The sequence below is a fragment of the Futiania mangrovi genome, from assembly GCF_024158125.1.
Taxonomy (GTDB): Bacteria; Pseudomonadota; Alphaproteobacteria; order Futianiales; family Futianiaceae; genus Futiania; species Futiania mangrovi.
The window spans coordinates 1,104,802-1,118,796 of record NZ_JAMZFT010000001.1 but is presented as its reverse complement, the minus strand read 5'-3'; the positions used below and the strand labels follow the sequence as shown (position 1 = coordinate 1,118,796).

Annotated in this window: 11 protein-coding genes; all 11 read left to right on the top strand. The window is 66.4% G+C overall.

The annotated features are described in order from the left end of the window. The first annotated feature begins 118 nt into the window (after positions 1 to 118). Complete coding sequence (gene dnaE / locus NJQ99_RS05345; RefSeq protein ID WP_269331757.1) at positions 119 to 3,535, top strand: DNA polymerase III subunit alpha; 3,417 nt, start codon at positions 119 to 121, stop codon at positions 3,533 to 3,535. Positions 3,536 to 3,753: 218 nt separating this feature from the next. Next, complete coding sequence (gene rpsB / locus NJQ99_RS05340) at positions 3,754 to 4,533, top strand: 30S ribosomal protein S2 (RefSeq protein ID WP_269331756.1); 780 nt, start codon at positions 3,754 to 3,756, stop codon at positions 4,531 to 4,533. 100 nt (positions 4,534 to 4,633) lie between these two features. After that, positions 4,634 to 5,560 carry a translation elongation factor Ts gene (tsf, locus tag NJQ99_RS05335; protein ID WP_269331755.1) on the top strand — a complete coding sequence of 309 codons (927 nt, stop codon included), beginning with the start codon at positions 4,634 to 4,636 and terminating at the stop codon, positions 5,558 to 5,560. A 63-nt stretch (positions 5,561 to 5,623) separates the two neighbouring features. After that, positions 5,624 to 6,343 (top strand): UMP kinase, encoded by a 720-nt coding sequence (gene pyrH, locus NJQ99_RS05330; protein WP_269331754.1) that lies wholly within the window; start codon positions 5,624 to 5,626, stop codon positions 6,341 to 6,343. Between the two features lie 65 nt (positions 6,344 to 6,408). Further along, complete coding sequence (gene frr / locus NJQ99_RS05325) at positions 6,409 to 6,969, top strand: ribosome recycling factor (RefSeq protein WP_269331753.1); 561 nt, start codon at positions 6,409 to 6,411, stop codon at positions 6,967 to 6,969. Between the two features lie 34 nt (positions 6,970 to 7,003). Further along, positions 7,004 to 7,735 carry an isoprenyl transferase gene (locus NJQ99_RS05320; RefSeq protein ID WP_269331752.1) on the top strand — a complete coding sequence of 244 codons (732 nt, stop codon included), beginning with the start codon at positions 7,004 to 7,006 and terminating at the stop codon, positions 7,733 to 7,735. A gap of 7 nt (positions 7,736 to 7,742) precedes the next feature. Then, positions 7,743 to 8,558, top strand: coding sequence for a phosphatidate cytidylyltransferase (locus tag NJQ99_RS05315; protein ID WP_269331751.1), 816 nt, complete (start codon positions 7,743 to 7,745; stop codon positions 8,556 to 8,558). Next, positions 8,549 to 9,763, top strand: a complete 1,215-nt coding sequence (gene dxr, locus NJQ99_RS05310) for a 1-deoxy-D-xylulose-5-phosphate reductoisomerase (protein WP_269331750.1) — start codon at positions 8,549 to 8,551, stop codon at positions 9,761 to 9,763. Before NJQ99_RS05315 ends, dxr begins: the two co-directional genes overlap by 10 nt. Positions 9,764 to 9,812: 49 nt before the next feature. Continuing rightward, positions 9,813 to 10,982 carry an RIP metalloprotease RseP gene (gene rseP / locus NJQ99_RS05305; RefSeq protein WP_269331749.1) on the top strand — a complete coding sequence of 390 codons (1,170 nt, stop codon included), beginning with the start codon at positions 9,813 to 9,815 and terminating at the stop codon, positions 10,980 to 10,982. A 148-nt stretch (positions 10,983 to 11,130) separates the two neighbouring features. Further along, entirely contained in the window at positions 11,131 to 13,371 is a 2,241-nt protein-coding gene (gene bamA / locus NJQ99_RS05300; protein ID WP_269331748.1) for an outer membrane protein assembly factor BamA, read from the top strand. Between the two features lie 51 nt (positions 13,372 to 13,422). After that, complete coding sequence (locus NJQ99_RS05295) at positions 13,423 to 13,986, top strand: OmpH family outer membrane protein (protein ID WP_269331747.1); 564 nt, start codon at positions 13,423 to 13,425, stop codon at positions 13,984 to 13,986. Positions 13,987 to 13,995 lie beyond the last annotated feature (9 nt).

Below are 13,995 nucleotides of genomic sequence, written 5' to 3'. Positions count from 1 at the left end.
CGTCCCTTGTTTGGGTAGCTTCGCTCTGGGGCGCGGTCCTGGGCGCCGGGTAGGGTGTCCGGACACGCCGGTCCGGCCCGGCGATGAGGCCGGGTCTGTGACGGGGGAGGCGGCATCGGTGTCGAACGGCTTCATTCATCTGCGGGTCCGCACGGCCTACTCGCTGCTTGAGGGCGCGATCCCGGTCAAGAAGCTGCCCGGCCTGTGCAAGGCGCACGGCATGCCTGCCGTCGGGATCACCGACCGGAACAATCTCTTCGGCGCGCTGGAGATCTCGGAAACGCTGAGCGGGGAAGGGGTGCAGCCTGTGATCGGCTGCTCCCTGACGCTCGATGCGGGCGTCGAGGAGGACAGGCGCGCGGTTCGTCACGGGGAATCGCGGGAGCTTTCTCTGTTCGTCCAGAACGCCGTGGGCTATCGCAACCTGCTTGCGCTCATGGAGGCCGCCTACATGGACGCGGGCTCCGGGCTCGGGCCTTCGGTGTCCATCGAGCGGCTTGTGGCCCACGCGGACGGTCTCCTCGCGCTGACGGGCGGGCCGTTCGGACCGGTGGGGCATGCCCTGCGCCACGGTGGCGAGGGACCGGCGGAGGCCGTTCTGCTACGGCTTGCGCGCGCGTTTCCAGACCGTCTCTATGTCGAGTTGCAGCGTCACGGTATGCCTGAAGAGGCTGCCGCGGAAGACTTTTTCGTCGAAAGGGCCTATGCGCATGGCCTTCCATTGGTTGCGACGAACGATGTCTATTTCCCGGACGCGGGTCTCTACGAGGCGCATGACGCGCTCATCTGCATCGCGGACGGCAGCTATGTCGTGGAGTCGGACCGGCGACGGCTGACGCCGCAGCATCATTTCCGCACGCCCGCAGACATGATCGCGGCGTTCGACGATCTGCCGGAGGCGATCGCGAACACGGTCGAGATCGCGCGCCGGTGCGCCTTCCGCCCGCGCAAGCACAAGCCGATCCTGCCGAGCTTCGAGAGCGATGCGGGGCTGGACGAGGCGGCGGAGCTTGCCCGCCAGGCCCGCGAAGGGCTCGAACGGCGCCTGGCGACGGTTGCCCCCGCCGCCCCGAGGGAGGAGTACGACAGCCGCCTCGCGTTCGAGCTCGACATCATTACGCGCATGGGGTTCCCGGGCTATTTCCTCATCGTTTCCGACTTCATCAAGTGGGCGAAGGGGCATGGCATTCCCGTGGGGCCGGGCCGCGGTTCGGGGGCCGGTTCGGTTGTGGCGTGGGCGCTGACGATCACGGACCTTGACCCCTTGCGGTTCGGTTTGCTGTTCGAGCGCTTCCTCAACCCCGAGCGCGTGTCGATGCCCGACTTCGACATCGACTTCTGCCAGGACAGGCGGGACGAGGTGATCCGCTATGTTCAGGGCAAGTACGGCCACGATCGGGTCGCCCAGATCATCACCTTCGGAAAGCTGCAGGCGCGCGCCGTTCTGCGGGACGTGGGCCGGGTCCTGCAATTGCCCTATGGCCAGGTCGACCGGCTGTGCAAGCTCGTGCCCAACAACCCGGCCAACCCGGTGACGCTGAAGGAGGCCGTGGAAGGGGAGGAGCGGCTGCGCGACGCCCAGCGGGAGGATCCGCAGGTCAAGCGCATGGTCGACTATGCCATGAAGCTCGAAGGGCTGTACCGGCACGCCTCGACCCATGCCGCGGGCGTCGTGATCGGCGACCGTCCGCTCAGTGAGCTTGTGCCGCTCTACCGCGACCCGCGCTCCGACATGCCGGTGACGCAGTTCAACATGAAGTGGGTCGAGCCTGCGGGGCTCGTCAAGTTCGACTTCCTGGGCCTGAAGACCCTGACGGTCCTCGCCAAGGCGCTGGAATTGCTGGAACGGCGCGGCGTTGCGGTCGACCTCGAGACCATCCCGCTGGACGACGGCGAAAGCTACGCCATGCTCGCGCGCGGCGAGTCCACGGGCGTGTTCCAGCTGGAAAGTTCGGGCATGCGCGATGCGTTGCGCCGGCTGAAGCCCGACTGCATCGAGGACATCATCGCGCTCGTGGCCCTCTACCGGCCGGGCCCGATGGACAACATTCCCAAGTACATCGCCTGCAAGCAGGGGGACGAGGAGCCGGACTATCTCCACCCGAAGCTCGAGCCGATCCTGAAGGAAACGTACGGCGTCATCATCTACCAGGAACAGGTGATGCAGATCGCGCAGGTCCTGTCTGGCTACTCGCTGGGGGAGGCGGATCTTCTGCGCCGGGCCATGGGCAAGAAGATCAAGGAGGAGATGGACCAGCAGAAGGCGCGCTTCGTCTCGGGTGCGGTCGAACTCGGCGTCGACCGCGGGCAGGCGGACGGCATCTTCGATCTCGTCGCGAAGTTTGCCGGCTATGGCTTCAACAAGAGCCACGCGGCCGCCTATGCTCTCGTGGCCTACCAGACAGCGTATCTGAAGGCGAACTACCCGGTGGAGTTCATGGCGGCGCTGATGACGCTCGACATGGGCAACACGGACAAGCTCAACCTCTTCAAGCAGGAACTCGACCGGCTTTCGATCCCGGTCCTGCCTCCTGACGTCAACCATTCCGAGGTGGAGTTCGTGCCTCAGGACGGGGCGGTCCGCTACGCGCTCGGGGCGATCAAGAACGTGGGAGCGGGCGCCATGCAGGCGCTTGTCGAGCAACGCCGCGCGAACGGTTCATTCCAGGGGGTCGAGGATTTCGCACGCCGGCTCGACCCTCGGCTCGTCAACAAGCGGGCGCTGGAGAACCTGATCCGTGCGGGCGCGCTCGACAGCCTGGATGGAAACCGCTCGCGCCTCTTCCACGCGGCCGACAGGCTGATCGGGGAGGCCCAGCGCGCCGCCGAGGAGCGGGTGAGCAACCAGAACAGTCTCTTTGGCGGAGACGAGGATGCGACCCGCCTTCGTCTGGACGATCGGCCGGACTGGTTGCCGCTCGACCGCCTCGCGGAGGAGTTCGCCGCGATCGGCTTTTATCTGTCGGCTCATCCGCTCGACGATTACCAGCGCGCCCTCGCGCGGGCCCGCGTGCTTCCCTATGCGGAGGTGCTGCGCAAGGCGGCCCAGGGACCCGGCCGGGTGAGCGTTGCGGGCACCGTCATCGGGCGCCAGGAACGGCGTTCGGCGCGGGGCAACAAGTTCGCGTTCGTCCAGCTTTCCGATCCCTCGGGCGTGTACGAGATCGCGGTCTTCTCCGAGATGTTGCGGGATACCCGCGACCTGCTCGAGGTGGGCAGGTCGGTCGTCATTTCCGCGGATACCGAGGTCGAGGGAGAGCAGGTCCGTCTGCGCGTGCTGCGCGTGCGCGCAATCGACGACATCCTCGCGAACGACGCGGCAGGCCTGCGTGTCTTCATGCGCGACAACGGTCCCTTGCATCATTTGAAGTCGCGACTGCCGCCCGCCGGGCGCGGGCGGATAAGTCTTGTCCTGATGCTCGACGACTGTGCGCGGGAGGTGGAGATCGATCTGCCCGGGGGTTACGCGGTAACACCCTATACAAGGGGTGCGCTGAAGGCGGTTCCCGGGATCGTCGAGGTGGAGGATGTGTGACCGGTGTGGGTGCATGCCCGCGGCAGGCTTGCATCGCCCGATGCGTGGGAGAGGTGCGCGAGGTTGCATCCTGCGGCGCCGGGGCGTATAAGCCGCCCCGATCCCGCACGCAGGTACGGGGCGCATGGTCAGGTCTTGCCTGCATCATGGTCCCTCCGGTGCTCTCGAACGGTTCGGGGGTTCTCGCCTGCGGTGGATAACCGGAAAAGGACAAGGACATGGCTCTTCCCGATTTCACGATGCGCCAGCTTCTCGAGGCGGGCGTTCATTTCGGTCACCAGACCCACCGTTGGAACCCGCGCATGGGGTCCTACCTGTTCGGCGACCGCAACGGCATCCACATCATCGACCTTGCGCAGACCGTGCCGCTGCTGCACCAGGCGCTCGTGGCTGCGCGCGACACGGTGGCGGGCGGTGGCCGCATCCTCTTCGTTGGCACGAAGCGGCAGGCTTCGGAACCCGTGGCCGACGCGGCGCGGCGGTGTGCGCAGTACTTCGTGAACCACCGCTGGCTCGGTGGCACGCTGACGAACTGGAAGACGATTTCCCATTCGATCTCGCGGCTCCGCCAGCTGGAGGAGCAGCTTTCCGGCGGCGCGACGGGCTTCACCAAGAAGGAGATGCTCCAGCTGACCCGGGAGCAGGAGAAGCTGGAGCGTGCGCTGGGCGGCATCAAGGATATGGGCGGCCTGCCGACGATGATGTTCGTGATCGATACCAACAAGGAAGCGATCGCGATCCAGGAGGCCAAGAAGCTCAACATCCCCGTGATCGGCGTGCTCGACTCCAACTCGGATCCGAGCGACATCACCTATCCGATCCCCGGCAACGACGACGCGACCCGCGCGATCTCTCTCTATTGCGACCTCATGGCCCGCGCGGTGCTCGATGGCATCATGCTGAGCCAGGGCGAGGAAGGTGTCGACCTCGGCGCGCAGGAGAACCCGGCGGTGGAGGAACTGCCGGCCGAGGGTGGGGAAGCCGCTGCGGCCAACTGACACGTCGCGGTCACGCGGCGCGGCTCGGGTCGCACCCGTGCGCGCGCCCGTGACAGCGCATTCTTTTTGAAACCCAAGGATCAGAGGACCCCGGACGATCATGGCTGAGATCACCGCAAGCCTCGTCAAGGAACTGCGCGAGAAGACCGGCGCAGGCATGATGGACTGCAAGAAAGCGCTGACCGAGACGGCCGGCGACATGGAGGCGGCTATCGACTGGCTGCGCACCAAGGGCCTTGCGAAGGCCGCCAAGAAGGCGGACCGGGTCGCTGCCGAGGGCCTCGTGGCCGTCGCGACCGAAGGCACCAGGGGCGCCGTCGTCGAGGTCAATTCCGAGACCGACTTCGTGGCGCGCAACGACAAGTTCCAGGAGATGGCCGGAACCATCGCCAAGCTGGCGCTGGCGTCCGGCGGCAGCCTCGACACGCTCTCCGGCGCCTCCTATCCGGGCACGTCCGGCACCGTGCAGGACCACCTGACCGGCATGATCGCCTCCATCGGCGAGAACATGTCTCTGCGCCGCGTGGCGACGCTCGAGGTCAGCGACGGCGTCGTCGCATCCTATGTGCACAACCAGGTTGCGCCGGGCATGGGCAAGATCGGCGTGCTCGTGGCTCTGGAATCGTCGGGCGACAAGGCCACGCTCGAGGCGCTTGGCCGTCAGATCGCCATGCACATCGCGGCGACCAGCCCGATGTCGCTCAGGAAGGAAGACCTCGACGCCGCCGCGATCGAACGGGAGCGTGCGGTGCTTGTCGAGCAGGCCCGCGAGTCGGGCAAGCCCGAGGCCGTGATCGAGAAGATGGTCGAGGGCCGGCTGCGCAAGTTCTACGAAGAGGTTTGCCTGCTCGAGCAGACCTATGTGATCGACGGCGAGTCGCGGGTCGGCCAGGTGGTCGAGGCAGCGGCCAAGGATGCGGGTGCGCCGGTCGATCTCATCGCCTTCGTGCGCTTCACGCTGGGCGAGGGCATCGAGAAGGAAGAGCAGGACTTCGCGTCGGAAGTGGCCGCTGCGGCAGGCGGTTGACGCGCGGTACCTCTTGGACAGTACGGCGGCGAAACGGACAGTGGCGGAATAAGGAGCGTTCGGATGGCGGCGAAACCGGCGTACGGGCGTGTCCTGCTGAAGGTGTCGGGCGAGGCCCTGATGGGCGACAAGGCCTATGGCCTCGACCACGACACCGTCGAACGGATCGCTGCCGACATCCGGGCTGTCCGCGATCTCGGGGTCGAGGTTTGCCTCGTGATCGGCGGGGGCAATATCTTTCGGGGCCTTTCGGCTGCCGCCCAGGGCATGGAGCGGGCCAGCGCGGACTATATGGGCATGCTGGCGACCGTGATGAACGCGCTGGCCATGCAGAACGCGCTGGAACGGATCGGCGCACAGACCCGCGTGCTTTCGGCGATCCCGATGACCACGGTATGCGAGCCCTATATCCGGCGGCGGGCGATCCGGCACATGGAGAAGGGCCGCATCGTCATCTTCGCGGCAGGTACGGGCAACCCGTTCTTCACGACCGATACGGCCGCGGCGCTGCGTGCCGTGGAGATGGGCTGCGATGCGCTGCTCAAGGGCACGCAGGTCGACGGCGTCTACTCGGCAGATCCGAAGAAGGATCCCGAGGCCGTCCGCTACGACCGGCTGAGCTACATGGACGTGCTGTCGCGCGACCTCAAGGTCATGGACGCATCTGCGATTTCGCTTGCCCGCGAGAACGGCTTGCCCATCATCGTGTTCAACATCCATGCGCAAGGCGCTTTCGCCCGCGTGCTGACGGGTGAGGGTACCTGCACGACGATCAACGACTGAGCGGGCGGTCCGCGCCGCATCCGTGGCGTGACCGTGCGCGGGAACAGGAACGGGGAGACGCGGCGATGAGCGGCGAGTTCAACAAGAAGGACCTGGAGCGGCGCATGGAGGGGGCGCTCTCGACGCTGCAGTCGGAGTTTGGCGGCCTGCGCACGGGCCGTGCCTCGGCCAGCCTTCTGGACCCCGTGACCGTCGAGGCCTATGGCGCGACCATGCCTCTCAACCAGGTGGGCACCGTCTCGGTGCCGGAGCCGCGGATGCTCGCGGTCCAGGTTTGGGACAGGGGGATGGTGTCGGCGGTGGACAAGGCGATCCGTAACGCCGGGCTCGGGCTCAATCCGATGCCGGACGGCACGTTGATTCGCATCCCGATCCCGGAACTGAACGAGGAGCGGCGGCGCGAGCTTACGAAGGTTGCCGCGAAGTACGCCGAACAGGCGCGGATCGCGGTGCGCAACGTGCGCCGTGACGGGATGGATACGCTGAAGCGCCTCGAAAAGGACGGTGAAATCGGGCAGGACGAGCACAAGCGACTCGCCGATGAGGTGCAGTCTCTCACCGATCGGACAATCGGAAAGATTGACGAGAGCCTCGCGCATAAAGAAAAAGAGATCATGCAGGTCTGAGGCCCGCTGCCGCGATTCCCGCCGGAGTTTCCGAATGCTGACTGCCGAGGCGCTGAAGACCGATACTCCCCGCCCACGGCACGTCGCCATCATCATGGACGGCAATGGACGTTGGGCGCAGGCGCGCCACATGCCGCGCACCTATGGCCACCAGAAGGGCGTCGACGCGGTCCGGCGGACGGTTGAGACGGCGGGCGACCTTGGGGTCGAGTATCTGACCCTCTATGCCTTCTCCTCGGAGAACTGGAAGCGGCCTGCCGAAGAGGTGCAGCTTCTCATGGACCTGCTGCGCCGCTACATCCGCCAGGAACTGGCCGAGTTGCACCGCAAGAACGTGCGCGTGCGCTTTATCGGCGATCGGAGCGGGCTTGCGTCCGACATCGTGAGCCTGATGGAGAACGCGGAGGCGCAAACGGCTGCGAACACTGGCCTGACGCTTGTCCTGGCACTGAATTACGGCTCCAAGGCAGAGTTGACGCGGGCGATTGCGCGCGCTGCGAAGGATATTGCGTCGGGCACGCTGACACCCTGCGCGATGACGCCGGAGCGGATCGATGCCTATCTCGAGACGGCGGGAATTCCCGACCCGGATCTCGTGATCCGCACCAGCGGGGAGAAGCGGCTTTCCAACTTCCTGCTCTGGCAGGCCGCCTATGCGGAACTTGTGTTCATCGACACGCTCTGGCCCGATTTCGGCAGGGCGGAGTTCGAGGCGGCGATCTTCGAGTTTCAGCGGCGGGAGCGGCGGTTCGGCGCCGCGTCGTGAGGGCGGGATGAGCCAGCCCGGAACCGGCGCCGGAAGCACGCGCGCCTTCTGGACGCGCGTGGCGAGCGCGCTCGTTCTGGCGCCCATCGCGCTCGCAGCCGTCTGGGCGGGAGGCGCGGTCTATGCCGCACTGATCTTCGCGGCGGCCCTCCTGATGATGTACGAGGCCGCAGACATGGCCCGGCTGGACCGGTCCGACATGGGGCTGTCGGTCGGTGGCGTAGGTGCCGGGGTGCTGTTCGCCATCCTTGCCGGCCCGGGGCAGGCACTTGTCATCGGATTGGCCGTTACCCTTGCGCTCGCCGTGCGCACGCGGGGGCGGCCGCAGATGCTGTCGGCGCTCGCTCCGATCTATACGGTGGCGAGCGCGGTGGCGCTGCTGTACCTGCGCCAGCATCCCGACGGCCTCATGCTGATCGTCTGGCTTCTGGTAACGGTCTGGGCGGCCGACACGGGCGGTTATGCGGCGGGCAAGACCATCGGCGGCCCGAAACTCGCGCCGCGGATCAGCCCGGGAAAGACCTGGGCCGGACTGGCCGGGACGATGGTGTTCGCCGGCCTTGCGAGTGCCGGCTTCGGCCTCGCCGCCGGGCGGGGGAGCATCGTGGCCATGATGGCGGTCGGCGTCGTCGCGGCGTTCGTCGCCCAGGCGGGCGACCTTGCCGAGTCGGCGTACAAGCGTTTCTACGGGCGGAAGGATTCAGGCTCGCTCATTCCGGGTCATGGGGGCATACTGGACCGGGTCGACGGCCTTGTCGCGGCGGCCATCCTTGTCCATGTATCGATGGCCGCGACAGGAGAAACGGTATTCGAATGGCCGTAAGCCACGCCAAGTCCCCGCAGCCGGCATCGGTCCGGCGCATTTCCATCTTCGGTGTCACGGGCTCCATCGGCGGCAGCACGGTCGACCTCGTGCGCCGGGCGGGACTTGCGGGCTCCGGCGGGCGGTTCCTGGTTGAGGCGGTCAGCGCACACCGAAACGTGGCGGCTTTGGCGGAGGCAGCGCGCGCGTTGCAGGCGCGCGTTGCAGTGATCGCGGAGGAGGGGCTGCTGGATGATCTGCGGGCAGCACTCTCCGGCTCGGGCGTCGAGGCTGCGGCTGGTGAAGCGGCCCTGGTCGAGGCGGCCAGCCGGCCCGCCGACTGGGTCATGGCGGCGATCGTGGGGGCGGCCGGGCTCAAGCCGACTCTGGCGGCGGTGCGCCAGGGGGCGGTCGTGGCCCTCGCCAACAAGGAATGTCTCGTATCCGCAGGCCCGGTCTTCATGGACGCGGTGCAGCGTGCGGGCGCCACGCTTCTGCCAGTCGATTCGGAGCATAACGCCATCTTCCAGGTGCTGGCCGGGGCACGCATGTCGGATGTCGAGCGGATCACGCTGACCGCGTCGGGCGGGCCCTTCCGGACGTGGGACATCGCGGCGATGCGTGCAGCCACGCCGGCCCAGGCGATCGCGCATCCGAACTGGTCGATGGGCGCCAAGATCTCGGTCGATTCCGCCACGATGATGAACAAGGGCCTCGAACTGATCGAGGCTGCGCACCTCTTCCCGGTGGGCGAGGCGTGCATCGATGTCCTCGTTCATCCGCAGTCGGTGGTGCACAGCCTTGTCGCCTTCCGCGACGGGTCGGTTCTGGCGCAGCTCGGCACGCCCGACATGCGCACGCCAATCGCACACACGCTGGCATGGCCCGACCGGATGGAGACGCCGTGCGCGCGCCTCGATCTCGCGCGGGTCGGCAGGCTGGATTTCGAGGCGCCGGACGACACGCGCTTCCCCGCATTGCGCCTGGCGCGGGAAGCGTTGCGGGCCGAAGGCGTGGCGCCCACCGTGCTCAACGCCGCCAACGAGGTCTGCGTGGCGCGCTTTCTCGCGGGCGAAATCGGGTTTCTCGATATCCCCGCGGGGGTCGAGCGGGTGCTTGAGGCCGTTGTGGGGGAGGCCGCAGGCGCCGTGCCGGGAAGCCTGGAGGATGTCATGCATTGGGATGCGCGCGCGCGTCACCTTGCGCAGGGGTTCGCGGCGGCCTAGCTCTCTCCCGATCTGATAATCATTAACGAGTTTAGGGTACAAAGCCCTCATGGACTTTCTGACAAACCTCCCGGCTATCGGTGGAACGCTCGGCTATCTCGTGCCGTTCCTGTTCGTCCTGACGCTCGTCGTGTTCATTCACGAGCTCGGCCATTTCATGGTCGCACGCTGGTGCGGGGTGAAGATCGATGTCTTTTCGATCGGTTTCGGGAGGGAGCTGTTCGGCTTCTACGACCGCCACGGCACGCGCTGGAAGTTCTCCTGGCTGCTGCTGGGCGGATACGTGAAGTTTCATGGCGACATGAGCGAGGCGAGCACGCCCGACCGCAACAACCTGTCGCGCATGTCGGCTGCCGAGAGAGCTGAGAGCTTTCATTTCAAGCCGCTCTGGCAGCGGGCCGCGATCGTGGCGGCAGGGCCGTTTGCCAACTTCCTGCTCACCATCGCCATCTTCGCGGGCATCTTCATGGCCGTGGGGCAGTACGTTTCGCCGCCGCGCGTCGACGGTATCGCCCCGGACAGCGCGGCCGAGCGGGCTGGCTTCCAGGTCGGGGACGTCATCCTCAGCGTCGACGGATCGGAGGTGGAGACCTTCTCCGACGTGCAGCGGATCGTGATGACCTCGGGCGGGGCGTCGCTTGCCTTCGTGGTCGAGCGCTCCGGCACGCAGGAGCGGATCATGGCGACGCCCGAGACGGTCCGGTCCGACGACGGGTTCGGCAATACCGTCGCGCAGCCCCGTCTCGGCATCCAGCATAGCGCCAGTTCGGGCGAGGGGGCGCGAATCGTCCGCTACGATCCGCTCACATCGGTGTGGATGGGGGTCGAGGAAACCTGGTTCATCGTCAGCAACACGCTGTCCTATGTCGGGCGCATGATTGCCGGAACGGAGGCGACCGATCAGCTCGGCGGCCCGATCCGGATCGCGAAAATGTCCGGAGATGTGGCGCAAATCGGCTTTCTTGCGCTTCTGAACCTGGCGGCGATCATCTCCGCAAGCATCGGATTGATCAATCTGTTCCCGGTTCCGCTGCTCGATGGCGGCCACCTTCTCTTCTATGCTTTCGAGGCGGTGCGTGGTAAACCGCTGGGCGAGCGGGCGCAGGAGATGGGGTTCAAGATTGGCCTTGTTTTGGTCCTGTCGCTCATGGTTTTCGCCACCTGGAACGATTTCGTCCAACTCCGTGTGTTTGACACCATCAGCAGTATCCTCTCCTGACCCGGGGGCGCCGCGCGGACGCCGGTTCCCTGGCGGTTTCCGCCGCGCTCTCGCCACTTTCGCCATTGGCACCGCGCTCCTTGCAACGCCTGGCCTGACCCAGACCGCCGCGGTTACCTCCGCGCCGCTTGCCGCGCCTGAGCAGGGCGTGACGCTCGAACGGATCGAGGTCACGGGCAACCAGCGGATCGAGGAAGCGACGGTCCGGTCCTACATGGCGATCAGCCCCGGCGATCCGATCACGCCGTCGCGTATCGACCAGTCGTTGAAGACGCTCTTCAACACGGGCCTGTTCGCCGACGTATCGATTCGCCAGGACGGCAGCGCGCTGATCGTCTCGCTGGTCGAGAATCCGATCGTCAACCGCGTGGCGTTCGAGGGTAACGACGCGCTCGACGACGACGAGCTGCGTGTCGAGACCCAGCTGCGCCCGCGGGTGGTCTTCACCCGCGCGAAGGCGCAGGCCGACGTGCAACGGCTGCTGGAGCTTTACCGCGCGAACGGCCGGTTTGCGGCGGATATCGAGCCGAAGATCATCCAGCAGGATCAGAACCGGGTCGACGTGGTCTTCGAGATCAGCGAGGGCGCGCTGACCGGGATCCGCCGGATCGCGTTCGTCGGCAACCGGGCATTCAGCGATTCCACCCTGCGCGGCGAGATCGCGACAAGCGAAAGCGCCTGGTGGAAGATCCTCAGCTCGACGGATACCTACGATCCCGACCGTCTCGCCTTCGACCGGGAGCAGCTGCGCCGTTTCTATCTCTCCGAAGGCTACGCCGATTTCCAAGTGATCTCCGCCGTCGCCGAACTGGCCGAGGACCAGAAGGACTTCTTCATCACCTTCACGGTGGAGGAGGGGGAGCAGTACCAGTTCGGCGAGGTTTCGGTCTCGAGTGAGATCGTCGATGTCGATGCGCAGGAATTGCAGGGCCGCCTGCGTTTCGCGACCGGCGACACCTACGATGCGAGCGCGGTGGACAAGGCCGTCGACGCGATCACCGTGACGCTCCAGGAGCGGGGCTACGCCTTTGCCGAGGTGCGGCCGCGGGTGCGCAAGAATGCCGATGCACGGACCATTGACCTGGTCATCGAGGTGCGTGAAGGGCCGCGGGTCTATGTCGAACGCATCGACATCATCGGCAACCTGCGGACCCTGGACCGGGTCATCCGGCGGGAGTTCCGGCTGGCCGAGGGCGACGCCTTCAACCGCACGCTGCTCGACGATGCGCGCAAGAACCTTCGTGCCCTCGACTTCTTTTCCTCCGTCAAGATCGATGAGCAGCCAGGCTCGCTGCCGGACCGTGCGAACGTCCGTGTCGAGGTGGAGGAGAAGTCGACCGGCGAGCTGTCGTTCGGTCTCGGTTTCTCGTCGACGGATTCGTTTTTGGGGGACATTGCGCTGACGGAGCGCAACCTCCTCGGCCGCGGCCAGTTCCTGCGCCTGCGTGCATCCTTGAGCGGCACGCAGCAACAATACGAAATCCGGTTCCGCGAGCCGAAGGTGTTCGATCGCGACCTGTCGGCGGGCTTCGATCTTTTCCGGGTCGAAACCGACTACCAGAGCGAGTCTTCGTTCGACCAGAAATCCACCGGCTTCGCGCTGCAGGCGGGGTTCCCGCTGTCGGACAATTGGCGCCTTTCGCCCCGCTACCGGCTGTCTCTCGACGAGATCTTCAATGTTCCGGTCTCGGCGTCTGCGATCATCCGCGACTCGGAGGGGGAGTACCTGAACTCCTCGCTGGGGTTCGAGTTGACGTACGACATCCTGAACGACCCGATCGACCCCACGGGCGGTTTCCGCTTCTCGCTCGAGCAGGACTTCTCCGGCCTCGGCGGCGACGTCCGGATGGTGAAGTCACGGGCGAGCGCTGTCTATTTCCGCGAGGTGCTGGACGATGTCGTCGCCAGCATCGGGTTCGAGGGCGGTGCAATCTACCCGTTCGGCGGTTATGACCCGCGCACGACCGATCGGTTCTTCATCGGCGGTTCGGACTTCCTCGGCTTCGACCGTTCGGGTCTCGGTCCGCGGGACACGGCCTCGGTCCGGCGCGATGCGCTCGGGGCCAATTACTATGCCGTCGTGCGCAGCGAGGTGGAGTTTCCGCTGGGCGGCCTGAGCGAGATCGGCTTCCGCGGCAGCGTCTACATGGATGCCGGTACGGCGTTCGGAATCGACGAGGAGGATGTCATCGGCGTCGATCCCACTACCGGTCAGATCGGCGTGCTGAGCAATATCGAGGACGATGCGAGCCTCAGGCTCTCGGTGGGCTTCGGTCTGGGCTGGGCCTCGCCCATCGGTCCGATCCGTTTCAACTTCAGCCAGGCCCTGATCAAGGAAGACTACGACAAGACAGAGTTCTTCCGCTTCTCGGCCGGGACGCGGTTCTAGACCATGCTCGGCCTGTACCCCGCGCGTGGGCGGCGGCCCAGCAGGTTGCGCTTGGCGGTTTGCGGCGTCGCGGCTGCACTGGCCGTGGCGGGCGGGGTGGCGGGGGCGCAGCAGGCTGCCCCGTCGGCAACGCTGCCCGTCGCCCGGATCGCCGTCGTCGACACAGGTGCCCTGATGCGCGACTCCAAGCCCGCGCGCCGGATGCTCGCGCAGATCGAGACGTTGAACGCTACCCTCCAAGCCGACGCCTCGGAGGCGGAAAGTCGCCTGCGCAGCGAACGCGATGCCCTGAACGCGCAGCGCAACGTGCTGTCGGAAGAAGGCTTCCAGCAGCGTGCCCGCGCCTTCGAGGAGGAGGTGCGTGGGACGCAGATGGGCATCCAGGAGCGCAGCCGTGCCATCCAGCTTGCCCAGCAGAAGGCGCAGTCGCAGTTGCGCGCGGCGATCGAGCCGATCCTCAAGGATCTCGTCACCGAGACGGGCGCGACGCTCCTGCTGGAACGGCAGCGCGTGCTGTTGCACGATACAGCCATGGACATCACGGCCACCGCACTGGCGCGCCTCGACGCGCTCGATCCGCAGATCGAGGTGACCCTGACCGGTGCGGAGCCCTAGCAGGAGCAA